This is a genomic window from Paenibacillus endophyticus (assembly GCF_014192395.1).
Classification (GTDB): domain Bacteria; phylum Bacillota; class Bacilli; order Paenibacillales; family Paenibacillaceae; genus Pristimantibacillus; species Pristimantibacillus endophyticus.
Genome location: NZ_JACHXW010000006.1, coordinates 258,905 through 282,948, shown reverse-complemented (window position 1 = coordinate 282,948; position 24,044 = coordinate 258,905). Strand labels below are relative to the sequence as shown.

At 50.7% G+C, this 24,044-nt stretch carries 17 protein-coding genes; 2 read left to right on the top strand and 15 right to left on the bottom strand.

Features of this window, described 5'->3' with window-relative positions:
- Window positions 1-19 precede the first annotated feature (19 nt).
- The 13 genes from FHS16_RS12670 to FHS16_RS12610 form a co-directional block, all read right to left on the bottom strand.
- Complete coding sequence (locus FHS16_RS12670) at window positions 20-262, bottom strand: YolD-like family protein (RefSeq protein WP_183562552.1); 243 nt, start codon at window positions 260-262, stop codon at window positions 20-22.
- A gap of 166 nt (window positions 263-428) precedes the next feature.
- Window positions 429-1,583, bottom strand: coding sequence for a GerAB/ArcD/ProY family transporter (locus FHS16_RS12665; protein ID WP_183562550.1), 1,155 nt, complete (start codon window positions 1,581-1,583; stop codon window positions 429-431).
- Window positions 1,584-1,614: 31 nt separating this feature from the next.
- Entirely contained in the window at window positions 1,615-1,824 is a 210-nt protein-coding gene (locus tag FHS16_RS12660; protein WP_183562548.1) for a hypothetical protein, read from the bottom strand.
- A 25-nt stretch (window positions 1,825-1,849) separates the two neighbouring features.
- Window positions 1,850-3,031: a Ger(x)C family spore germination protein gene (locus tag FHS16_RS12655; protein WP_183562546.1), complete on the bottom strand. Its 1,182-nt coding sequence runs from the start codon at window positions 3,029-3,031 to the stop codon at window positions 1,850-1,852.
- A gap of 30 nt (window positions 3,032-3,061) precedes the next feature.
- Window positions 3,062-4,597 carry a spore germination protein gene (locus tag FHS16_RS12650; protein ID WP_183562544.1) on the bottom strand — a complete coding sequence of 512 codons (1,536 nt, stop codon included), beginning with the start codon at window positions 4,595-4,597 and terminating at the stop codon, window positions 3,062-3,064.
- 610 nt (window positions 4,598-5,207) lie between these two features.
- Window positions 5,208-7,943: an alpha-mannosidase gene (locus tag FHS16_RS12645; protein ID WP_183562542.1), complete on the bottom strand. Its 2,736-nt coding sequence runs from the start codon at window positions 7,941-7,943 to the stop codon at window positions 5,208-5,210.
- Window positions 7,944-7,962: 19 nt separating this feature from the next.
- Window positions 7,963-11,097, bottom strand: coding sequence for an alpha-amylase family protein (locus FHS16_RS12640; RefSeq protein ID WP_183562540.1), 3,135 nt, complete (start codon window positions 11,095-11,097; stop codon window positions 7,963-7,965).
- Window positions 11,094-12,413, bottom strand: coding sequence for a glycoside hydrolase family 125 protein (locus FHS16_RS12635; protein WP_183562538.1), 1,320 nt, complete (start codon window positions 12,411-12,413; stop codon window positions 11,094-11,096). The genes FHS16_RS12640 and FHS16_RS12635 overlap by 4 nt, the downstream gene beginning before the upstream one ends.
- A 33-nt stretch (window positions 12,414-12,446) precedes the next feature.
- Window positions 12,447-13,394, bottom strand: coding sequence for a carbohydrate ABC transporter permease (locus FHS16_RS12630; RefSeq protein WP_183562536.1), 948 nt, complete (start codon window positions 13,392-13,394; stop codon window positions 12,447-12,449).
- A gap of 23 nt (window positions 13,395-13,417) precedes the next feature.
- Window positions 13,418-14,356, bottom strand: a complete 939-nt coding sequence (locus FHS16_RS12625; RefSeq protein WP_183562534.1) for an ABC transporter permease — start codon at window positions 14,354-14,356, stop codon at window positions 13,418-13,420.
- Window positions 14,357-14,438: 82 nt separating this feature from the next.
- Window positions 14,439-15,908, bottom strand: coding sequence for an ABC transporter substrate-binding protein (locus FHS16_RS12620; protein WP_183562532.1), 1,470 nt, complete (start codon window positions 15,906-15,908; stop codon window positions 14,439-14,441).
- A gap of 195 nt (window positions 15,909-16,103) precedes the next feature.
- Window positions 16,104-17,624, bottom strand: a complete 1,521-nt coding sequence (locus tag FHS16_RS12615) for a response regulator transcription factor (RefSeq protein WP_183562530.1) — start codon at window positions 17,622-17,624, stop codon at window positions 16,104-16,106.
- On the bottom strand, window positions 17,617-19,434 hold the full coding sequence (locus FHS16_RS12610; RefSeq protein ID WP_183562528.1) for a sensor histidine kinase: 1,818 nt from the start codon (window positions 19,432-19,434) through the stop codon (window positions 17,617-17,619). The genes FHS16_RS12615 and FHS16_RS12610 overlap by 8 nt, the downstream gene beginning before the upstream one ends.
- Before the next feature lie 189 nt (window positions 19,435-19,623).
- On the opposite strand from FHS16_RS12610, the gene FHS16_RS12605 reads away from it, so the two are divergent.
- Window positions 19,624-19,845, top strand: a complete 222-nt coding sequence (locus FHS16_RS12605) for a hypothetical protein (protein ID WP_183562526.1) — start codon at window positions 19,624-19,626, stop codon at window positions 19,843-19,845.
- A 151-nt stretch (window positions 19,846-19,996) separates the two neighbouring features.
- Window positions 19,997-20,308, top strand: coding sequence for a hypothetical protein (locus FHS16_RS12600; protein WP_183562524.1), 312 nt, complete (start codon window positions 19,997-19,999; stop codon window positions 20,306-20,308).
- Between the two features lie 67 nt (window positions 20,309-20,375).
- On the opposite strand, the gene FHS16_RS12595 is transcribed toward FHS16_RS12600, so the two are convergent.
- Together FHS16_RS12595 and FHS16_RS12590 are read right to left on the bottom strand one after the other, a co-directional pair.
- Window positions 20,376-21,419, bottom strand: coding sequence for a glycoside hydrolase family 18 protein (locus FHS16_RS12595; RefSeq protein WP_183562522.1), 1,044 nt, complete (start codon window positions 21,417-21,419; stop codon window positions 20,376-20,378).
- Window positions 21,419-24,043, bottom strand: a complete 2,625-nt coding sequence (locus FHS16_RS12590) for a transglutaminase-like domain-containing protein (protein WP_183562520.1) — start codon at window positions 24,041-24,043, stop codon at window positions 21,419-21,421. Before FHS16_RS12590 ends, FHS16_RS12595 begins: the two co-directional genes overlap by 1 nt.
- Window position 24,044 lies beyond the last annotated feature (1 nt).

Genomic DNA, 24,044 nt, shown 5'->3' with positions numbered 1-24,044 from the left:
TATCCATACGCGAATTAGATTAATAAGGGCTCTCGATCTTCATAATATCCATAAAAGGAACCTTCGTGACGCTGCCCATGTATTCTACATGAACCTTCTTCGTTCGAGAATCGAGCGTTGTGATTACGCCTCGTACCCGCTCTTCCGCAGCCCATATCGTGAGCAGCAGCTCCGTGCCTTCCTGCTTAGCCTCTACCAATCGTTCACCCAGCTCCTCCAGCTCGAATTCATCTCTGGTCGGCCGCTTCGGTCCTTTAGCCATTTCATTTCCCTCCTGCTATGTATGGCAACTCGGATTTGCAATAAAAAAGAGTCCCTGCGTTCCGAGGAGACCCTGATTCGATCCTATTACGTTACACGAATACCTCTATTATAGCATGTACCCATTTAACTCTGTTAGCGGGAATAAGAGTAAACCAAGCCACCTCTCAGTTATGGCCTGATTGCTCCGATTTGGTGGTGGTGGGGTTGGGCTTCCGTTTTCCATTCCCTCTCATAGAAGACAGGCCCATCAGCAAAATCGGAAGCACAAGGCACATCGTGATGTCATACGGAGCCCAATAAAATTTGATCTGATTATTGTAGACCACGATATTGGGCGTGCTGATGACAGAACCAACAAGCAGAATCATTGCAAGCGGAATCGTCAGCATATTGCTTTTCTTTAAGCGGAATAGCTGCTCAATGCTTTTGATTATCGCAAAAAAGATCAGCAGCGTTTTAAAATACACGGTTGTGATCCACATAAAAGTAAGTATGGCCTCCATCCGCTCCAAAAAGCTTCCAACCGTAATTTTCTGAGCGAGAATAAAGGTGGGATAATACTTCGTTTCCATTAAGCTCGAGCCCAGCACGAGCACGCAAAACAGAACCGTTATAAACAATATCAGTCCGCCGATTGCCAGCCCTTTGAGCAGTGGCTTCAAGGCTGACTTATTCCCTTTAAGATGCGGAACAACGGCTAGGATAATAATGGTCTCCATAAAAGGAACAGCCGTTGTGATGGGCAGCCCGCTCCATATCGGTGAGAAGCCTTCAGCTAAAATCGGCTGCATCTTCGAAGCATCGATCTGCGGCAGTAGAAAGACGACCATAAACATAAAAAACAGCATAAAAAACGGAAACAAAATCTCACCCATTCGGGCGAAAGTCTCCAACCCTAATCGGTAGGCAATAATAACGACGGTCAAAAAAAGAATGAGCACGGCGTTGCCAGGCGTTTCCGGCATCAGCTGCGTCGTAATGAATTGGGTCATCTCGCTCGTCAACGTAATATGCAAGTAGATGAAATAGACGATAAAGAGCAGGCAAATGAAACCGCCGACAGCCCTTCCAAGTGTTTGCTGCATGAAAGCAGTCAAGCTGGCTCCCTGCATTTTTTTGATCATCAGCCCGTATAAGGTTCCTATTCCAATACCGATTAGACAGCTGATTAACATTGTTATCCATGCATCTTGCTTGGAATTAGCCGCAATGATCGTAGGGAGAATAAGAATGGAGTCACCGACCGTGCATAAGATGACCAGAATCATGAATTGTCTAGCTGATATTTGACCATTATCCCTTGTTATGCGATCACTCATTTCTACTCCCCCATGACTCTTGCGGCTGGCATTACGCAAACATTCCATAAACCGCTTTTAGCAGCAAAAACGGATTGGGCAGCTTCGCATTCATGACAAGAGCTCCATACAAACCTGTGCCGAGCAGGAGCATCGCCACAAATACGGCCATCTCTTTCTTTTGTTTCTTCTCCTTAAGCTTCGGCAGCTCCAACCATGCCACACATGCCGAAAAAACCAAAACACCCATTAAAGCTGACAACGCTCATGCCTCCTGCCATACGACGTTATTTCATCGTTGAGTTGCCTATCGTTCCCGTTTTGCGAATGTTCACGTCAATATGGTAGTAAAGCTTGACCGCCTGAAAGCCTTTGTCACCCCATGATTGCCGCATCGACTTCCATTGTTCCGGGTGCTGCCTGCCAAGCGCGCTGCCGAGTCCAAATATATCTGCCTTAAGCTTCTTCGCACGTTTAACCGAAGCATCCGCATTGCCCTGGATGACCTTCGCCACCTGCTGCTCCAGCTTTTTAATGACGGCAGGATCAGTAAGATTTTCATCCTTGCAGGACCGATCTACGATATTCGCTTCCGTTTGGAAATAAATATGAGCGATAGGCACGCTATCCTGAACGTTCATCTTGATGCGTGACTCGGATGACGAAATTTCAATTCCCATGTAGTTGCGCTCATCGCAACGCAGCTCGACCGACGTGCTGTCCAGTTTGTTTGTAATATCGGTATACCCTTTGCTTTCCCTCTCATTTAGCCAGCCGACAAGCTTATCTTTTTTGAAGGCAGCAATGCCCATATAGCGAAAATGGCCATGGGGCAGGAACGTTTCCACATTTTCCTTCGATTCCGCTTTTTTCTGGCTTCCGAGAATTTGGATGCCGGTGAGGGCAAGCTCTTTGCCATCATCAGAGAGTGCATTCAAAATATCGTCCATCGTGACCGATACAGTCGGCGCCCAAGATTTCTCAGAGGTCTCAAGTGATCGCAGCATGTTTTGGGTAGGCAGCTTCTCCAGAGGCGTATAGATTTTCAAAATATCCTCAGCTTTGGTGCCTTTGGCAACTACGACATTAAAGTCCATGCGCGCTTCATTGTCCCGCAGTGTATTATCTAGAAAATTTCGTATACCACGTCTGGCAAGACTTTCGCTGATCACGAAAATTTGCAGATGTCCGATGTACACCTTGCGCGGGGCTTCTGCGGTAACGGAGCGTGCGGCCTCGAACATCGTCTTGCCCCTCCCCTGGTAAAGCGTGCTCGGCGGCCGGTCCCCGCCTCTCCGCTGTGCTGATATTTCGCTCGGATTTACAACCTGGAACGATACGAGGTATTCCCCGTCCTCCCAATCGACGGCTACTCCGAGTACGATCAGCAGATCATTCAGCTCGCGCCTGCTCCAGCAGCCTGTCAGTAGCAGCATGCACAGTAAGACCATCATTGCTTTATGCAGCATCCCGCTAACGCTCCTTTCCGCCTCCCGCCATCACTTTTGCTGCCTTGTTCGGTTGCTCTTCTGCGAACTGCTTGGCCGATTGAACGAGAGCCAGCGCGGCAAGCGGATGAGCGCATCCTCCTGCTCTGACGCGATAAATGGGCCAAACGGCGCCATATATGGCTCGCCAAAAGAGCGCAGCGAGCATAAATGCAGCAATAACGTAAACAACCCCATAATAATGCCGAATAACCCGAAGCTCGCCGCGAGTGCCATGAATGCAAAACGCAGCATACGGACAGGTATTGACATACTATATGCCGGCACCGTGAAGGTCGAGATTGCAGTGACGGATACGACGATAACCATCGCAGCGGAGACGATTCCCGCCTCTACGGCTGCCTGGCCGATTACGAGCGTGCCAACAACAGATACGGCTTGTCCGATTGCCCGCGGCATGCGCAGTCCTGCCTCCCTCAAAATCTCGAAGGTGATCTCCATCGCTACCGCCTCAATAAAGGCGGGGAAGGGAACTCCTTCACGCTGAGCAGCCAAGCTTATTAATAGGGATGTCGGCAGCATATCCCGATGAAACGTCGTAATGGCGATATATAACGAGGGCAGCAGCAGCGATATAAATCCGCTGACAAAACGCAGCAAGCGAAGCAAGCTCGCATACAAGGCCCGCTGATAATAATCTTCTGTCGACTGCACGAAGCTGACGAATTGGGTAGGCACCACTAGAACGTTCGGTGTGCCATCGATCAGAACAGCTACTTTGCCTTCCATCAATTGCGCAGCAACGCTGTCCGGAAGCTCAGTGTTGTACACCGTTGGGAAAATCGAATATTTGGCGTCCTCGATTTGTTCCTCGATGTAGCCGCCCTCTAATATGCCGTCTATTTCAATGGCTTCTAACCGCGTCCGAACCTCATTAATAACAGAAGGCTTCGCAATGCCATTCAAATACATGATCGTGACATCGGTTTTTGTAATGCGGCCGATCGGCATCGTCTCCAGCCACAAGCGAGGGTCCTTAATCTTCCTCCGCACGAGTGAAGTGTTCACGCGCAGCGTTTCGGTAAAGCTTTCCCGCGGGCCCCGAATAGACGTCTGATTGGTTGATTCCGTAACGTCTCTGCCTTTCCATTGACGAATATCAATGCGGTATGCGCGATCGCTTCCTGCCAGAAAGATAATGGCTTCTCCCGACAACAGCGACAGATAGAGCTTGTCCATGTCAGTCACGATATGAATGGAGCCCATCGCGGCAATCAGGCCTTCTATGATATTTATTTTGCCAACGGAATCTTCGTCAATGCCCAGCTTTTCTTGAAGAGATCGATTCATCACGTCAAATATATACGTATTAATAATTGCGGCATCCGACATGCCGTCAATATAAACGATTGCGGCAGCAGGCAGCGGGCTTCCCTCGCTTCGGATTTCCCGAACGACAATGTCATCGCTGCGGCCCATTTCGCGCATGATCGTTTCTATATTTCGCCCAATATCATCAAATAGCGGAGCACTCCCTTGTACCTGCTTGGACATGTTGTCTAATGGTTCCTGTGAAGGCTTTATCATTGGCTGTCGTCTCCGCTTCTGTTGTCTCTTCCCATTATGACCACCTTGCAATCGGGATAAACACATTCAAGCCGCGCAGCAAGGCGAACGGCTATCGCCGTCCTTTGGGAGAGCGGCGCACGACAAACTGCACACATAAACTGCACATTTAAATATTCCTCCGATCGCCATTGCTCAGGGATTCCTTTGAATCAAACTGGAAAGGTTGGAATCCCTTCACAAAAACGAACGCTGACGCTTCTCCAGAATCATTTAAATGCTCCATTTACCTATGCAATATCCGTTGTTATTTCGGCTAAACGGCAAACTGCACATAAACTGCACATTTAACTATTCTTCCGATCGCCATCGCTCGGGGTTTCCTTTGAATCAACGAGGAAAGGCCCTAATCCCTTCACAAAAACGAACGCTGACGCTTCTCCAGAATCATTTAAATGCTCCGTTTACTATCATTTTCCAAAGAAATCAGCAAGAGACCAAAATCAAAAACAAGCGTTGCAGAATAGCCCTCTGCAACGCTTGTTTAATGCGAATTTCTTCTTATTTTTGATTGTGCGAGCTGCTTCTTCAGGGAGCGAACCCCTTTTAAGTCAGACCCTTTTCATTACGATTAAGAATGCTTAATGCCGACCGTCACGATTTCACACGGTCCTACAGGCAGCTGATACGCGTTATTTCCTTCCAGCACTTGCCCTTGCTGCTCGAGCACGTCGCTTTTATAAGCTTGTGCGATGGTTTGCGCAGCATCGCCTGAAGCCAGCTTCAGCTCAGCAGCTGAAGGCAGCATATTATACCATCTGAGCATCATATCTCCGGATGGCTCATTTACCTTTAAGGAAGAGAACGCAAGCGCGCTTCCTTCCCAGCCAAAGAGTGCGCCGGCTGATGCCAGCTTGCCTTCATGAACGTCAGTAGCGCTGACTGTCCAAGGCACCTGGAACTGGTAGGCTGCCGCATAAGCACCTGATTCTGCGCCGTTTCCACTATGCGGAACAATACTGATGCTGAAGCTTTGCTCGCCTAGGCATTGCGCTTCCGGCGTAGGGAACACGCCCCAATCGCCGAGCTCTGCAACGGAGCGAAGCAGCGTAACCGCAATCGTATTCCGACCGTCACGCAGCACTTCGTATTCGTTCAAGCCGAGGTTCGCAACCGTCAAGCCTGCATGCTCGCCGCTCACATCAACGAATGCCTGCTGATGCTGCGCGTTGCTTGGGTTTACCCATTCCGCAGCCGGCTCGTTGTCGCGTTTTGCAATCTCGAATATCGCATCCGCATGATGGGCTGCGGCAGCTAGATCTGTTGGGAACAACACCCGTACACGGTGGTCTTTGGCTTGGTTGTTAAAGAATGATTTCCATTCCAAGCTTTGTCCGCCGCGCGTAAGCGAGATTTCCGTACGAATCGTAAGCGGCACCGTATGTGCCGTACGCTGCGACTTCCGATCAGGGAAATAGACAGCCTCGCGCTTCTCGATCTCGAATTGCTCGTCAGCCGAAGCTGGTACCGCCCATTCATGAACGATGGCAAATGTTGCCCGGTAAGGCGTATTTTCCACAAGCTCAATGCTTGCAGTCAACCCTTTAGTCGTTAAAGCTTGTTCGCCATCTGGCTGCTTGTACATATATTCGTTGCCGATATCGCCTGTGTTCTCATAAACGCCAAGGTCTTGATAAGCTTGGCCATTGCGTTTATCCAGAAGGCTAAACGATCCGTCACTCGCTACGTCAACCCGCAGCCATTCATTCTCAAGCGCATGCTCGCCGGCAATCAGTGATTGTGCTTGCTCCAGCTCTGCTTTTGCATTCCGAACGTAGGCATACGAAGTGAAGCCTAGCGCAGCAACCTGCTCCGCTTCGAACGTCAGCTTAACCCGGCGGCTCATGTACGGCTGGCGGAATTTGTCATCCGGCAGGTCATAGCCGAACTGCAGTCCCAAATCTTCAGCTGTATGCGGGATAGCAGTGCCGCTGCGATCAACAAGCGTTCTGCCTGCCACATCGACCGCGTACATGTTTTGGTTCATTTGATCCAGCGGCAAGCCGTCACGGAAGTAAATGCGCTCGATATCAAGCTCAACCTCTACGACACCTGTGCGGTTCCAGCCAGTTGTGTTGAATACTACGAACGGCAATGCAGCTTCGCCATATTGACCGAATACCGACGTATCCACATGATCCGCGATCGTTTTTTTGCTATCATCTATGATGGATTCCGCAACATGGCGGCTTTTATCAAAACGCGTGACCATCTCACGGTGAACCTCATCCACGCTGCAGCCGCAAATGCTGTCATGCGGATGGTTCTGCATCAGCGTTTTCCAAGCATAAGTGAACAGATGATGCGGATATTCATGGCCTAGTGAATAAGCCAGCGTTGCCAGCGGCTCAGCCACCTTCTCCAGCATCGCTTGGCCAAGCTGGTTCATCTGCTTCAAATATACGCGGGCAGAAGCCGTATTTACGAGCGTGGACCAGCCGTCCGTGCGCTGACTGCGAAGCTCCCCTTTGACAACCGACAGCTCACGGGTAAGCGACGCATTGACGGAAGCCAAATAATCATGGAAATTAGAGTGGATAAACTCCGTCTCCGGGAAAAGCTCTCTTGCTGTTGCAAGGGCAGCAGACAAATCCTGTTGGATCGGCTGGTGGTCGCAGCCGTTCATGAAGAGCAATTGTCCCGTTGCCGCATATTTCTCTGCTTCCGCAAGCTTACGCTCCCAATATTCCTTCGCGCCCGCTTCATCCGTCGGCACTTCCATTCCGTTGCAATACCAGTTCGCGAACAGGACGCCCAGCACGCGTGAGCCATCCGGACCTTCCCAGATCAGCTCAGAGAAAGAGGATTCATAGTCGGAATCCGCTACGGTATTATTGAAGCCCGTAGGCTTCACGCCTCTACCGAACACTGCGTTGTCAATGCCGGCTTGGCGCAAAATTTGCGGGGCTTGGCCGATATTGCCGAATGTATCAGGGAAATAGCCGACTTTGGCAATCGTACCGTAACGTCCGGCATCCTGATGACCGATTTGCAGATTGCGTATATTCGCTTCACTGCTCGTCAGGAATGCATCCTGCAGGATATACCAAGGACCGATTGGAATCCGGCCTTCTTTGATATAGCGCTCCAGGCGTTCCCGGTTTTCCGGTCGAACCTGCAAATAATCCTCAAGAATAATCGTTTGGCCGTCCAGGTAAAAGCTTTTAAAGTCTGGATCGGTATCTAGCGTATGAAGCAGCGTATCCATCAATTTCACGAGCAGGACATGATGCTTCTCATATGGCAAATACCATTCCCGGTCCCAGTGGGTATGCGAGATGATATGGGCTGTTCTTTCATAGGTCATTGCTGAACACCTCTTCTTCTTAATGTTCGTGAGCCGGCAGTACCGATACGTCCACCTGATTCGGCCGATAGACGGACAACAGCTGTCCGCTCTTGTTCACCGCGAATAATACCGAACGTTCCTTCTCCAGCGTGAACGCGTAGCGAACGCCCGTTGCAGGATCCTGCACCTCAATTTCGACATCCAAGCTGAACTCGGATACGAAGGTAAGCAGCGCTCCTTCTTGGAAGTTCAGCTTGCGGCCATATACGCCTGGGAAGTTGCCGCCTTTCATCCAGTGCAGTTCCTCTCTGCAGCCCGAGGACTGAAGTGCATACTGATAGATCGCTGAAATCGGCTCAATCCGATCATTCAGCTCTACGGGAAGCGGACACCACAGTATTCTTCCCTTGCCATGCGGAAGCTCAATAAGCTGATCAGCTTCGGCACTTCCTGTATGAAGGCGCGCTTCCTTCCATACTTCCGCAATTTTGCGGCTGCCATAAGACACCGGCAGCAATCGATTGCCAATATGGAGCAGCTCCTCGCGGCGTACATTGACAAGCTCGCGCGTCCCAAACAGCTCCGAGTGCCGCTCGACTGGACGCCAATAGGCATCCAAGCTGGTTGGACCTGTTAGCAGCAAAGTCGCGCCAGTACGTTCAATATAAGCGAGCAGCTGATCGAATGCGGCATCGTCCATATTATGCGCGCTTGGCACAATGACCAGCTTAACAGGCGTTGCTTCCAGCTCATCCAGATGATATTCGCTCACTCCGCGGAATGGCTTATTCAGCTCATACGCGAGCACACGAGTCGCTTTCGTTGTTGCATCGAAAGCCAGCTTGCGATTGGAGAAGTCATTCGAGTACGGGAAGACGACGACGGTATCCTCAAGCTCGCGCCCTTGGAACAAATCTCTGATTTCCGCCATGAAAGAACCGAAATCATAGGAAACATCGGCCTCCGGCTTTTCCGTACCGTCTGCCCGAAGCGCGCCGATATGCGATTCATTTGCGTTGTCCATATAATAATTGGTATTCCAGATCCATTGCACCGCGCCTGCCCCGCCTGTCGCAAAGGCATAAGCGTACTTGCGCTCTAGGATACTGCGAAGCTCCTCCTCCGAGCGTTTGGCGCGGCCATCCGGCGTTTCTACGTACATAATGCCGGTTTCCTGCACGAGATTAGGTTTATCCGCGGTCTTGGCAAAGATACTGTCCCATACCAGATGGTCATTCAGCCACCACGAATGCACGGTCGTATAATCCACGACTTCGCCGTAGAAAAACGGAGATGGACGCTGCGCGCCGAGCGCTTCATCCTGTCCAACCGTCACCATATGATCCGGGCATTCCTCTTTAATCGTCTTGTACAGCTCCGCTGCCCAGCGATTGTGCATATCCATGGAGAACAGCACGTAATCAAGCCAGCGGGTACCCTTCTTGCCTTGATGCATGTCCTGAACGTCGAAATTGATTTCCTCCGGCTCAGGCGGTACAGCCGACTCAAAGCTTGGCAGCTGGTCCGGCGTCATGTTCCACAGCTTCTGCAGCCGCTCAACTGACCCATGGCGCTCTTGCAGCCAAGCCGCGAAAGCGGCCTTCTCGAATGGATCGCGAGCCGATCTTGGACCATCCGAAAAAATGCGCGGCGGATCGAACATCGATGGCTCATTAATGAGATCCCAATCCACATGCTTCGACTGCTTATGGCGAGAAATAATAGAGCGGATAAAACGTTTCTGAGCTTCAACGCTCCGCGGATCCAGGTAGGGGTTCTGCCCTTCCCACGTTTCCGGCGTAAACGAGAAGAATGTAAACGTGACCTGCAGATCATGTCGCTTCGCCGTCAGCAGAAATGCATCGATCGAGCGAAGCGCCTCCTCCGAAGCATGTCCGTCTACTTGCATCACATTTCGATAAGCCGTCCATATGCCGGTCCTGATCCAATTGATGCCCGCTTTGCGCATCTGAGCCATATCCCGGTCCCATACAGAAGCGTTAGGCAGAAACAAAAACTTGCGCGCAACGTCCGAGGTCATATACGTCATGCCGACAACCGGCATCGGACGACCGTCTTTAATGAAATAATCGCGCTCGCAGGTAACCGGACTGCCCTCTTTGAGCAGTTCCGAGTCAAAGCCCCAGAAGCCTTGGCGAAGCAATCGAACTTCACCCGTGGACGATTCTGCTTTGCATTCTACGTTGTAATAGCCGCTCTCAACAGCAAGCAAGACCGGTAAACGCGTGATGTTCTGGCTGCCGTTCGCATCGATTTGCACTTGGGTTGTCCAGCGCTGCTCAGGCTTGCGATCATGCTGAACTTTAATCGAGAAGCTCCAGCTGGGGCTTGCAGGCGTTTGGACCCCATTGCGGCCTAGCTGCTGCACCTGAAGCGTTAGAAGCGCTCGCTCACCAGGCTCATAGGATGCGTAATTAGGCTTAAGCCAAAGCTCGGTTACGCCTGCTTCGCAGAATGCGACCCAGCGTCCAAGCTCGGCTGCTCCTTCCGATTGCCAGAACAGCTCCGTAAGCGGCAGGTTAACAAAAAGCCAGCGCGCTCCCGCGAACATGCCTTTCGTATTCTCCCAGAGCACGACTGGTGCGGCAACTTCTCTTCCCTCCGCCGATATGCCCTTCAGGAGCGGATACAGCTGTGCGTCCATCGGGCCCGCAGAGCCCATTTGATGCGGCAAGTCGCTGCTTTTAGTCACATGAGGCACCATATTCCAAGTGCTTGCAACCTCAAACATCGATTCTTTGCCTTCCAGCAGCGGAATATCATCCATGGCAGACAGCGTTTGAATTGGCGCTGCGCTTACGGGCAGCATTTCATGGATGTGAAGCTCGCGGTGGTACGCCGTTTGCTCATTCTCTGCCACCCAGCTGCCGTCTTCCACACGGATGACAGGGCGCTTGAACGGCGCCCCCCCGCTGCTGATTAAGCCGCCCCCGCGTTTTAGAAACGCCAATATTTCTCCCCATGCTTCCTTTGGAAAATATGGCGCATGCAGATTGACGAAGCTGCCTCCCTCTGCTGCTTGCAGCGCTTTGGCTAAGCTCGACGCGCGAACGACGTTGCCAAGCTTAAGCAATTGCCCTTCCGTGCCTTCGCTAAGCTTTGAATCAAGCGGAAAAGAAGAATCGTAGAAAATAACCGTGTTCATGCTCATAGAAGCTCATCCTTCATCGCCTTGTAGACGAGCTGTGCGAATAGGCTGTTCGACCAAGCGAACCATTTGCGCGTGAATACGGTTGGATCGTCGGCGTGGAAGCCTTCATGCATATAGCCGGTATCTCCGTCTGTCGCTTCCAGCATCGCGATTAAGGCAAGCTTTTCTTCGCTGCTGATCGCTGTAATCCCTTGCATGGACAGCGCCATATGCCAGATGTAGCCTGGAGGCGTATGCGGGCTTCCGATTCCTTTTGCCGCGCTTCCCTCGTAATAGAATGGGTTGCTCTTGCTGAGCGCAAAGCTTCTCGTATTCTGGTAGACCGCATCATCGGCAGTCGTATAGCCGAGGTAAGGAATGGACATCAAGCCAGGCGTACCTGCATCGTCCATTAGGCAATAGTTGCCGAAGCCATCCGTCTCATAGGCATAGATCGGACCAAATTCAGGGTGCTGATAAATGCCGTACAGCTGAATGCCGTGGTTCACATCGTCTTCCAGCTTCTTAAGCTCCTTAACGAAGTCCATATCGCGGAATACCCATTCAGCGATATCTCGCATCTGGCGCAGCGCAACGACGGCGAACATGTTGGCCGGCACGTTGTAATGGAAATCACAAGCGTCGTCGCTCGAGCGGAAGCCCGACCAGATCATGCCCGTATAATTGATAGGCATGCCTAGTCCGTCATTACGGAGTGAATCGGTAGGAATGCCGTTATCCCGCACAAAACGGTAAGGCGACTGCTCGAAATGGCGCTGCTCGGTTTTCCATAGCTTCACGATGCTGCGCATCGCTGCTTTAAAGCCGGAATCAAAAATATCCGTTAGCTCGGTTTCCTTCCAGTAGGCATGGGCCAGGCGGATGGAGAAGCAAATCGAATCCAGCTCGAACTTGCGCTCCCACACCCATGGCGACATATCTGTCTCGTCCGTTGTGTTCCAGTGCCAATCGTTATCGATTTCGTTAAATGCATTAGCATAGGGATCGATTTGAATATAAGCCATGTGGCGCTTGACCAATCCGCCGATGATGCGCTGCAAATCCTTGTCCTCTTTCGCGAGGGGAACATAATGAATAACCTGCTCTACGGAGTCGCGCAGCCACATGGCAGGAATATCTCCCGTAATGACAAAGGTTGTACCGTCATCCATCAGCTTCGTGGTTGTTTCCAATGTATTCGGGAAGCAGTTCTTAAACAGCTGAAGCAGCTTCGGACGATGGGCAAGCTTCTCCTCCGCTTCTTTCAGCACGTCTTGTACCGCCTGCGGCAGCGTAAGCTCCGGCATCGGTATTTTGGGTAAACGGAATTGTTCCATATTGGTTATGCTCCTTTAGAGAGGGATTCGTAATTATTCCTTAACGGCACCAACCGTCAAGCCTTGAATGAAATAACGCTGGAAGAACGGATAAGCGAACACGATCGGGCCCGTTGCGAGCACGACCATCGCCATACGCGACGTATCCTGCGGCATTGATTGCAAGACGCCCATGCTGAGCGACGCATTTTGCGAGTTTTGCATAATGAATTGCATGCTATTTTCAATCCGCATCAGCATCGACTGAAGGGGCACTAAATTCGGCGTGTTAATGTACAGCAGCGCGTTGAACCAATCGTTCCAGTAGCCGAGCGTGCTGAACAAGGCAATCGTAGCGAGACCAGGCAGCGATAAAGGCAGCACCAGCTTGAAGAAAATTCCGAACTCTCCCGCGCCGTCGATTTTACCGGATTCGATAATCGCGTCGGGCACCATGGTCGAGAAAAACGTACGAAGTATCATAATGTAAAAGGCGTTGACCGCTAGCGGCAAAATAAGCGCCCAGATCGAATCCTTAAGTCCAAGAAGCTGCGTAACGATAATATAGGTCGGCACGAGGCCGCCGTTGAACAGCATAGTGAAGAAGGCGAAAAAAGCGAAGAAATTGCGGTATTTAAAGCTGTGGCGCGAAATCGCGTAAGCGAATAGTGCCGTAAAGACGACACCGATAACCGTGCCGATAAGCGTAACCGCAATCGTCACCCCGTAAGAGCGAAGAAGCTGGTCCCCAGCCTTGAATAAATAGGTGTACGCCTCAACGCTCCATTTTTCCGGAAACAGCTGATAGCCGTTTTTCGCTAACGTAGACTCATCTGTAAACGAGATGACCGTAACGAACAAAAATGGAAATACGCAGAGCAGTGCAAAAATACCGGCTACAGCATGAAAAGCTATATTCCAAACCGGTGTCAGTCTATGAAAATCGCGGCCTTTCGTCGTTTGTGCGGACACAACGGTTTCCTCCCTTCGCAATGCGAGCATATCAGGCCAGCAGGCCCGCATATTTAGAACAGCGCATTGTCTTTATTGAATTTGCGTACGATACCATTTGATGTAATGACAAGGACAAAGCCGATGAGCGATTGATATAGGCCGGCAGCCGTACTCATCCCGATCTCGCCTGTCGATTTAAGCCCGCGGTACACATAGGTGTCGATAACGTTCGTCACGCTGTAGAGCGTTCCCGAATCACGAGGGACTTGATAGAACAGACCGAAATCCGCATAGAAAATTTTCCCGATGGCAAGCAGTGTCAATATGGTGATGAGCGGCGTCAGCATAGGAATCGTAATGTTCCGGATCTGCTGCCATTTGTTCGCTCCGTCGATCATAGCGGCCTCATAAAGCGATTTATCGATACCCATGATGGCTGCCAAATAAATAACGCTGTTATAGCCAACCGATTTCCATAAAAAGACGACGACGATAATAATCGGCCAATAGGTAGGGTCCGAGTACCAGTTCATCGGATCAATGCCGAACCAGCCGGCTACTTGGTTAACGACGCCGCGATCGAGGCTCAGGAAGCTGAATACGAAATAACCGACGATTACCCACGATAGGAAATAAGGCAGGAACATGCCTGTCTGATAAACCTTCGCTAGCCGCTTATTCGTAATCTCCGCGAGCATAATTGCCATTGCAACGGCAATAACCAGTCCGAGCACGATGAAGAAGATGTTGTAGACGACCGTATTTCGCGTAATGATATAAGCATCATTCGTACTGAATAGGAACTTGAAGTTTTGCAAGCCGACCCATTTGCTTTCAATGATGCTTGCCAGGAATCCGTCACGGCTGTAGCGGTACTCCTTGAACGCGATAACCATCCCTGCCATCGGCAGGTAGGAGAAGAAGATAAACCATAATGTCGCTGGCAGTACCATGATCAGCATTGCCGCATTTTTGTTAATATTTTTGAAAAATCGCCCAAAGGCTCCCATGTGATCACCTCTCTGCTGTCAGATTAATGAGAGAAGGTATGAATCGGATGCCAAGCATCCGCCTCATACCTTCCCCCCTTGATTACTTGTTCGCGGCTCTCCACTCGTCAAGTTGACGCTGCGCTTCAGCCATAATTTTATCTAAGCCGGCTGCTTTGAACTTCTCGTTTGCACGAGCAAGGTAGGTTTCAGGATCAACGGTACCCGTCATAAGAGCTGCCCAATATTCTTCTTTTACGTTGTTCACGGAAGCGATCTCCGTCGTCACCTTCGAAGTATCGAAGTTGAAGCCTAGCAGAGGCGCTTCTACACCAGCATCGTTAAACTTTTGGAATTCTTCCCATTTGTTCGTTGGGTCAGTCGTGTTCAAGTATGTCAGCATAACGTTTCCTAACGAGAACGTCGGCATATCATAGTTTTTCGACTCATCCAGGTTTTCCATTACGTTATCGCCAGCTTTTTTGTAGTGAACGTCTTCGATTCCGGAATCAACCATGTTGCGAAGTACAGGATCTGTATTCAGCAGGTTAAGGAATTCCATCGCTTTCTCCGGATATTTGGAGTTAGCCGAGATCGCTTGCATAGAGCCCATTACAGACCAGTTGTAGATAAGCGCATCACTTGCAGGCGTAGATACAACAGGATAGCCGTAGCTTGCAGACCAAAGGTTGTCAGCGAAAGGCTGCGATGTCGCGCGGTCCGCGAACCATTTGCCAGTCGTTTGAACGTCTGTCATCGAATCCATTGTTGCAGCTTCAGTTGGGATGTAGCCTGCTTTGTAATATTTGTGCATCGTGTTCAGGATTTGCTTCATTTCCGGCGTGTCCAGCACGTTTACGATTTTGTAATCGGTTGTGTCCAGCGATACCGCCATTGGAAGCTTCTCGATGACATAGTCGTAAGGCACGTAAGGCATTTGGTTTTTGTCAACGGCGAACGGATAAACGTCCGGCTCGTTTTCTTTGATTGTTTTGAGCAGCGGCTCTAGACTTTCAAGCGTATACACCTTCGAAGTGTCCAGCTTGTATTTGTCGACGAACTGCTTGTTGAAGCGCCATACCTCTTGGGCAGGAAGCTCTTTGTTAGCCGGGATGCCGTAGTTGTGGCCATCGATTTTGGAGCCTTCAAGGAAAGCTGGATCAAGCGTATCAATGATGCCTTGTCCATGCTCTTTCAGCAAATCGTCGACTTGCATGAAAGCGCCTTTTCTTGCGCTTTGAACGTAATCGAACGCCCATGAAGAAGTAAACATAATGTCAACCGCTTCACCGGAAGCCGTCATAACCTGAAGCTTCTGGGAATAATCGCCCCAGTCGATCATGTTCATCTTGATCGTAACGCCGATTTTCTCAGCCGTATATTTGCTTACTTCCTCCATAACTTTGTTAACGTCTTTCTGCGGCGTACCGATTGTGTACCAGATTAGCTCAACCGGCTTCTCTGCAGTGCCTTCCGAGCTTTCGTTTTTGCCGCCTCCGCAAGCGCTAAGCACGATTGACATGACCAGCAGCAGCGAAAGTGCCATTGTAAAGCTTTTTGTCTTACTACCCATTTTGTAAATCCTCCCCGTATTGTGTTTCGAAGCAGAATCATGATGTATAAGCATACGCTTACTTTATTGCCAGCCTCTTCTCGTCCTGTGATAAAAGGCCTAATCTAAAAATAACGGATGTAACGATTTTCAAATAGGCAACAAACTAAAGGTATGCTGTACAAATTAAAGAAAAAAGGACAGCTCCGCCTTGCATTAGAGCAGTCCTTTATAATCGGTCGGTGAAATTCCTACGTATTTCTTAAACTGCTTGTAGAAATAGCCTGTCTCCCAGTAGCCCACCTGCAAGGCGATTTCCTGTACCTTTAATTGCGTTTCCTTCAGCATTTCCTTCGCTTTGCCTATCCGGTATTTATTGATGTACTCGGTAAAGGTCTCATTCGTTTCCTTCTGAAACAAATGCCCGAGATAAACGGGATGTATGTTGTACTGCTGGCTCAATGATTTCAATGACAGCGCCTGCGCGTAATTTTCATGCACGTACCCGAGCAGCAGCTGTATGATGGGGCTCTTCACGTCGCGCATTAACGAATCGACGGTTAATGTCGCTGCTTCTTTAACGACGGCTGCCAAGCCTTCTATCGTCTCGGCCTGCATCACTTGGGCGAAGCCTGCCTTGTAGAGCTCTGGCTGATCCGCTTGCTTGATTTCTTTAAGCTCCATCTTGAAGCGAATCATCATCTCAATCGCCATGCTCTGAATATAAGCCGGCGTTACGCCTTCCAACAGCTGGTAGCGCTCGAATTCTGCGTCGATTGCCGCATGAAGCTGCTCAAGCTCCTTCGCTTTGATCAGCTTGGAGAAGTCGGTCCAATCCAGCGACTGAGCCGTCGTATTCTCGATGCCGCCCCGCTGTGAAAGCTCCTCGTAATCGACGATTGCCGGCTCATCCAGCAGCAGGAAGTACTCCTGCGCCTTTTTCGCATGGGCATAGCTTTGCGGCGCTCCATCTCCCATTTCCTGCACGCTTCCGAGCGAAATGCGCAGCGGATTGGGCTCCAGCCGTTTTTGCATGCTTTCCAGCACGTCCATCGCTTTTTTTTTGCCCGCTTCAGGTTCTTCAATCAGGAACACAATAACGAGGTCACCGTCAATGTCGACGAATGGCAGCATCGTCTTGTCCAGCACCGCAAGCCGCTGCGCAGCTTCATAGGAAGGCTCGAACTGGCTTTCTGTCCGAAGCACCGCGGTGACAAGATAAGGCGCATCAAGCCTGATGTCCAGCATATCCGTACGCTCGTTCAGCTCGTTCGGCGCTATTCGCCCCGTTAACCACCGATATAAAATATTATCCCTCAAAATCCGAATATCATAATCGCTGAACAAACGATCCGGCCGAATCGTATTCAGCTTATCAATCGTATTAGCCAGCGTCTCCTGAAGCTCGTCGATGTTAATCGGCTTAAGCAAATAATTTTCCACGCCAAGCTTCAAACCGGACTTGATATAATCGAAATCATTAAATCCGCTTAAAATAATCACTTTAAGATCCGGGCGGAACAACCTCGCCTCGCGAATCAAGGTCAAGCCGTCCATAACCGGCATGGAAATGTCCGTGAGCAAGATGTCCGGCGCAGATTCCTTGAGCGCTTCGAGCGCGTCCTGCCCATTCTCCGCCGAGCCGACGATCTCTAGGCCAAACGCCGACCAATCGATAATATCGTACAAGCCCTCGATAATGAACGGCTCGTCGTCTACAACAAATACCCTATACATGCTGCATGTCCTCCGTGTTGGGAAATTCAAGCGTCACGATCGTGCCAACGCCAGGCGTACTCGTAATTTCAAGACCGTAATCCGCGCCATACAGCAGCTTCAGCCGTTCATGGACACTTCGCAGGCCGAAGGATTCACCGGTCTCCTCTACCGCATCGAGCGACTGGCGTATCGCGTCCAGCCTGTCTGCTTCTATCCCGCTGCCATTGTCGACTGCCTGAATGCGAATTCGCTCTTCAACCGAAGAAACGGTAATGCGAACATGGTTATCCGGTCTGCGCGGCTCGAGCCCATGAACGACGTAATTTTCGATGATTGGCTGCAGCGCCATTCGCATAATCCGCCTGTTTTCCAGCCCATGCTCGCAAGCAATTTCATAGGACAGCTTATCCTTGTAACGTATGCGGAATAGCTCCAAATAGAGGCGCGAGGTTTCCAGCTCGTCCTTCAGCGTATTTTCGCCCTTCGGCTGAACGAAGCTTTTGAACAATACCGACAAGCTGTAGATCATCTCCCCAACATCCTTTGCGCCTTGCGAAACCGCCCGCATGCGGATCACCTCAAGCGTATTGTACAGAAAATGAGGATTGACCCTCGCCTGCAGCGCGGCAAGCTCCGTATGCTTTTGCTTGATCTCGGCCTTATAGACGCTATCGATATGACGGGACAGCTCATCCAGCATGTCGTTGAAGCTGCGAGAGATTTGACCGAGCTCGTCCTCCTTCTCGTCTTGAATGCGCGCGGACAAATCACCGTTCTCCACCTTGCGCATGAACCGAATGATTTTATTGGTGCGCTTCGCGAAATTAATAACAACGAGCACAGGAACAAGCAGCACCATGACGATGCAGATTGCGCTAATCAAAATAATCGTGCGCTTCAGCCCTGCATAGGCAGCTGCCACCTCGGCTTTTGGCGCAACGCCCACGACAAGATAGCCTGCTTGATTTTGTGTCAGCGTCGTTACATAAGACTCCTGCTCAAGCATCGCCGTATTATATAAGGAGTCGATTTGATCCGTATAGGGATATCTCACGCCGTAATACGTATCCGAGGAGTCGAACAACACCTCTCCTGCCGGACCAAGCACAACGATATAGCCCTTTAACTGCTCTTTATAGCTGTCCAGCGCGTTTTTGATCCGATCTGAATTGAAATAGACAAGCAACTGCCCCAGATTTTTCAGCGTACTCTTATCCGTAACCGGCACGCGCATCGCATACAGCTTCGGATCCTGCTGGTCGATTGCATTGCGGACCCAGGCGTTCGGAACCGAGACCATTGTATTCTCAAGTGCCATCGCATCCGGGATATACGAATGGGCGGCATTGGTGGAGACCAGCTTCGTCACATGCCCCTGTTTGTAGGCAAACAGGAATTGCCTCTCTGAGCTGTAGAGCATCAAGTTCTCGATATCGGGATCGCCATCCAGCTTGTTCTCGAAATAATCGAGCCCTTTCGGCAAATCAATATTCGTATCGTCAGCATATTGATCCAGTTGGTAATTCATGTAATCCTCAAAGGGATGCTGCAGGAAATAAGCGAGATGGAGCGATAAGGATTCATTGCGGTAGACGTCCAGCATCGTGGACTGTACCGATTCATATTTGCGGGTCATGTAGCTGTTCACGCTCTCCATTGCCTTTTTCTGATTTTCAAGCTCATTGCGCACGATCGATTCCGACATGACATTGAACATAAAATAAGAAAAGGTAACGATGGTCACCGTCGTGATGAGTGCAAACAGCAATATCATCTTCATGAAGAGATTATTTTTGACATAGTTGTCGTACAAGCTTTTTGCTTTCAAAATAAGCTCCTTTCACGTGTCTGGCCCAAAAGCATGCCAGAACAACACGATTTACGCTACAACGTTTAATAATACTTCACTATGTTTTGCGGACACAAGTGCCAAGCTCCTTGCGGGTTGGTTGAATGACGAAGCAGCATGGGCATATAATGTGGAGGTGAGGCAAATCGAAGGATTGGAGATGAAAGTATGACACTTGGCCAAATGATTCGAAATATTTCCATCGGTCTCATTTTAGGTATTCTTGCAATTGGACTGCTTCCGTTTCTGGTCATTTTCAGCTGGGCTGAGATGCAGAGCCTGATCGAATTCGAAACCTCGCCGTTATTTATGATGATTGGCCGCTTTATTGGACGAAAGCCCTCAAAGGATGATCCGGCCACGCCGGAGAAGCAGAAAGCAAATCACTGACGGAGCTTTCCGTCTTTCCGTTCGGAATGAACGGGATATAGGGAGGCGTTCAGCCAGCATCGGCTGCCTCCCTTGTCTTTCTTTCTCGCATTAACAAGCCTTGTATAGTAAAATGGGCAGATGGAACACTATACGATTATGAGGTGCTTGAATGTCCATTAGTTTCACGACTTCCATTATAAGCCGTCTGAAAAGAGAAATCGCCGATCTTCAAAAGCAAAGCGCCAATGATAAGAGCAAGAGGGACAAGGCGCTTGCCAAAATAAAGCAATTGCAAAAAAGCAGCAAGCTAAGCTCCTCGCCGAGCGATCTTAGCAGCAAGCTGACACAAATAACGAAGCTTACCGAGGAAGCGGCTCGCATAGACGCTACACAAGCTGCAGCAGCCAAGCAGCTAACGGCAAAAAATGCCGAGCTCCGGCAGCAGCTTGCCAAGGAACAGCAGAAGGAATCAAAAGAATAGCACCTAATGAAAACCTATCGCCTGCTCAGAAGAGCCTGCGATAGGTCGTTTTCATTCGATCAAGAAGCTATGCTTGCACCTTGAGTCCTTCAAATATGGCATCAAGCAGCCGATGCGTCTCATCGCAGCTGTACTCCCAAAACATGACGCCGGCTAGTCCCCTTTCTTTCACATAATCGCATTTATGCTGCAGCGACTGCTCATCCTCATAAGAGATGAAGCTCGTTCCGTTGAACAGGTACGGCGCCTTCGCCTCGTCATCCCAGTATCGTACATAGTCGTTCTTATCGATGTATTCCGCTGCAAGAGCCGTAAAGTCGGGACCATATCCGCCGGTTCCGCCAGCCATTTGATGAAGCCCGTTAGCATGATCGGGTACGCCCTGCCACTTCCTTGAATAAAAGGCTGCTCCAATGACGAGCTTCTCCTTCGGCACGCCTGCCCGAATGAACAGGTTAACAGAGGCGTCTACGCTGATTCGGAACAAATCGCCTGTTGGCGCAAACAGATTCGTATGATGGCCCGTAAGAATTTGGAAGCCGCCGCGCATATCATAGGTCATGAGCTGAACAAAATCCAAGTACTGATGAACCTGATCCATCTCCGTCCCGTCTACATAATATTGATCAGCGCCGGCAGCAATCGTGAGCAGGTAATGCCGCCCGTCATTCGCCCCTTTATGGTCCAACGCTTCACGCATTGCCTTGAGCAGCAGGGTGAAATTTGTTTTGTCGGCTGGGCTGGACGCAATGCCCGCCTCGCCGTAGCAAGGATATTCCCAGTCGAGGTCAATGCCGTCGAACGGAAGCTCCGTCAGTACCCGGATCGCCGAGTCAGCCATGCGCGCTCTTCCCTCCACGGTCGCTGCCGCTTCTGAGAATCCGCCGGCGCTCCAACCGCCAACGGACAATAGCAGGGTAAGCTCGGGATGCTCCTGCTTAATCACTCCGAGCGCATCCTTATGCTTCAAATGCTCCGTTGCAATCTCATCGCCGCGCACATGGCCGAAGGCCACATTCAGATGGGTAAGCTTCATCAGGTCTTCCCGCGTCAGTTCAGGCAGCTTCGAATCGGCAACATAGCCTGCCACGATGTATTTCCGCTTTGTCATCACATCTCACTCCGTTTCGCTTGTATTTGGACTAGGCTTGATAACGTGCGCAATGCTTCTTTTCCGATTCCAATTTTGTAGCCGGATGCCGTATACCGAATCTGTGCCTGGCCATCCAGCACGAAGAGATGCGGGAAACCCGCTTCGCTTGCCGGCGGCTGGCTTATAAACGCTGGTAATGACGTATAGGAGGAAGCCCGAACGAATTGTACGCGTGAGGGCAGTCCCTTATAGCTGTCAGGATTGAATGAAGCGGTCCATTCGGAATCGCCGACGACGAGAATAATTGGCGCTCCTAGCTCGGCCAACTCGCCGATTTCACGGATCAAATGCTTGGTTGGCTCCCGTTCAGGCTCCAGCCATGCCACAATGGCACCATTCGTGCCAATGAGCTCTCCCAGCGGTTTATCAAGGTTTTCTTCTAGCAGTCTGAACTTCTCGCTTTGGTTCATCGCCCCTAAAAGGGGGAGCTCGACTATCGCCTCTCGGAAGGTAAGCGGAATAACCGCCTCCTCTCCGGCATGGACCGAGAAATATGTGAATCTCGCATGAACGGTTCCATCCTTCAGACGAATGCCTGTCGTTAATCGGTAATCGCCTTCTTCCACCTCGAATGGGTCATCGTACACATCCGTTTTCCCGTGTGGATAGACCAATGTTTTATAAATGCCGTTTTCCAGCCTCGCGATCGTGAAATTTTCAGAATATGCGGCTGCAGGCGCATCTGCCTTTTGCTCACTGTTTCTAAGAAGCTGCAAGCTGCCGTTACCCTTTATGCTCGAAAGGGCTTCTTTAGTCAGCGAGGCATCCATCCAGCTATCGTCCGCCATATATTGCGGCTTTTGCTCGCTTGGGTGAAGACGCGCCGGTATGCCTAAGCTGCGGCATATGGCCACGAACAGTATCGCAATCGAAACGCGGTCCCCCAGCTTTAGCTCAAAGGTGCCTAACGGATTCCCCTTGCCCTTGAGGTTCGGGAGGTCCTCCCATATCCCCCATCCCGCTTCTAAGATGCGGGCAAGCTCAGCAGGATTTTCACGAAATAGCTGGATTTCCTCTTCTGTAAAGCGATCTTGAAAGTACCGCCGATAAGGCATGATCATTTCATACAGCACGCGCGGACAAAGCACATAGCTGACGAAAACGTCTTCCGCAAGCTCTCCTCGCTGCGTCAAAGAGCCGATTAAATGATCGTCAAGCGTAGGGCCGAACGTATCGACAAGATCCTTCTCGTTCAAGCTCTCGAGCAAGCGAAGCGGCCATTCCCCGTACTCAGCGGCGTGCTTCCGCAGAAAGGCTGCGATCACCCGGCTATTGCCGCGCGCTTTGCGAAGCACCTCCCATACCCGCTCGGAGGGCAGCCCTTCCTCCTCGGCCAGCTCCTGCGATTGCTCTTCGTTTAGAAAGGATCGCTCGTAGCTGCCTCTGAGCCTCGTTCCTTCTTCAAGACGGAGATTGTGGCGCTGAACGGCTTCGTCCGAAAGCGGATCGGATGAATCACCGACGCGTTCCGGAGGAGGCGCCATGTCAAGATCAACGCTGCCGATCTGCTGCATCGTTTCATCCATAACCAGCACAACGCGCTCGCCGTCTAATCCCGCGATCTTCTTCTCGCCCCAGCTTCCATCCTTAACGGCACGGATCATCAAATCGCCAAAGCCCGATTTGAATGAAGCCTCTCCCGCCTCGTTAGCCCGGAGCACTGCAATCGGGTAAAATTCGGCCATATTGTACAGCTCGAAATAGACGTTGGCTCCGCTAACCGGCAAGCCTTGTCCGTCTGTGACAAGGACATTAATCGTCCGGGTCGGCGCGTAGCCCTCCAACAAATTGATTTCAGTAAACCATTCATCGCTCAGCGTAATGTCTTCGGGCCCTGGATAATGGGCGAAGATTCGCGTATTAATAAGCATCGCGCGCCGAGCAGGCGGGCTGAACCAGCCTTGGTCCAGACGTGCTTCCGGCTCACAAGCGCCGATATAATGCCAGCTGCCGTCAGCCCAGGCTTCAACCCAGGCGTGATTATCGTCACAATGCGCCCAGCGAGGCGTGTAAACCTGGCGGGCAGGAATGCCAATGCTGCGGAGTGCAGCAACCGCAAGCGTAGATTCTTCCCCGCAGCGGCCCCGCGCATTGCGAATCATCGTCAGCGGAGAGACCGTTCGCAAGTCGCTCCCGATATAGTTCGCCTTCTCATGGCACCAATAGTTCGTCTCCAGAATCGCTTCCGCCATGGATAAACTCGCCGTACGATCCGCCAGTGCGCTATATAGAATCCCGCGGGAATCCTCTATATTTTCCGTATTCACGCGGTAAGGCAGCACAAAGTGCAGGAAGAGATGATCGGGAACACGATCTCCCCATGGCACCTGCTTCCGAATCGCCAACGTCCGGCGCACATGACTGAGAAATAAAGCACCGTCATAGTCAGCCATGTCGTTGACAGGCATATAGGCGAACAAATATTTGAGCGCCCACGCTTCCTCCTCGGTCAGCTTCATCTGAAAAATATTGAACAGCTCATTCGCCCTTGCCGCGGCAAGCTGCTGCTTCACCTGAAACTTTCGCTCAATCCGCTCCATTTCATCTTGATCCAATGAAAAAACAGAGGTCTGCTGCGTCATA

What these genes read in the sequence shown, in the direction of transcription:
- FHS16_RS12670 (WP_183562552.1), bottom strand. Translation starts at nt 262, where the DNA reads ATGGCTAAAGGACCGAAGCGGCCGACCAGAGATGAATTCGAGCTGGAG.
- FHS16_RS12665 (WP_183562550.1), bottom strand. Translation starts at nt 1,583, where the DNA reads ATGAGTGATCGCATAACAAGGGATAATGGTCAAATATCAGCTAGACAA.
- FHS16_RS12655 (WP_183562546.1), bottom strand. Translation starts at nt 3,031, where the DNA reads ATGCTGCATAAAGCAATGATGGTCTTACTGTGCATGCTGCTACTGACA.
- FHS16_RS12650 (WP_183562544.1), bottom strand. Translation starts at nt 4,597, where the DNA reads ATGATAAAGCCTTCACAGGAACCATTAGACAACATGTCCAAGCAGGTA.
- FHS16_RS12645 (WP_183562542.1), bottom strand. Translation starts at nt 7,943, where the DNA reads ATGACCTATGAAAGAACAGCCCATATCATCTCGCATACCCACTGGGAC.
- FHS16_RS12640 (WP_183562540.1), bottom strand. Translation starts at nt 11,097, where the DNA reads ATGAGCATGAACACGGTTATTTTCTACGATTCTTCTTTTCCGCTTGAT.
- FHS16_RS12635 (WP_183562538.1), bottom strand. Translation starts at nt 12,413, where the DNA reads ATGGAACAATTCCGTTTACCCAAAATACCGATGCCGGAGCTTACGCTG.
- FHS16_RS12630 (WP_183562536.1), bottom strand. Translation starts at nt 13,394, where the DNA reads ATGCTCGCATTGCGAAGGGAGGAAACCGTTGTGTCCGCACAAACGACG.
- FHS16_RS12625 (WP_183562534.1), bottom strand. Translation starts at nt 14,356, where the DNA reads ATGGGAGCCTTTGGGCGATTTTTCAAAAATATTAACAAAAATGCGGCA.
- FHS16_RS12620 (WP_183562532.1), bottom strand. Translation starts at nt 15,908, where the DNA reads ATGGGTAGTAAGACAAAAAGCTTTACAATGGCACTTTCGCTGCTGCTG.
- FHS16_RS12615 (WP_183562530.1), bottom strand. Translation starts at nt 17,624, where the DNA reads ATGTATAGGGTATTTGTTGTAGACGACGAGCCGTTCATTATCGAGGGC.
- FHS16_RS12605 (WP_183562526.1), top strand. Translation starts at nt 19,624, where the DNA reads ATGACACTTGGCCAAATGATTCGAAATATTTCCATCGGTCTCATTTTA.
- FHS16_RS12600 (WP_183562524.1), top strand. Translation starts at nt 19,997, where the DNA reads ATGTCCATTAGTTTCACGACTTCCATTATAAGCCGTCTGAAAAGAGAA.
- FHS16_RS12595 (WP_183562522.1), bottom strand. Translation starts at nt 21,419, where the DNA reads ATGACAAAGCGGAAATACATCGTGGCAGGCTATGTTGCCGATTCGAAG.
- FHS16_RS12590 (WP_183562520.1), bottom strand. Translation starts at nt 24,043, where the DNA reads ATGACGCAGCAGACCTCTGTTTTTTCATTGGATCAAGATGAAATGGAG.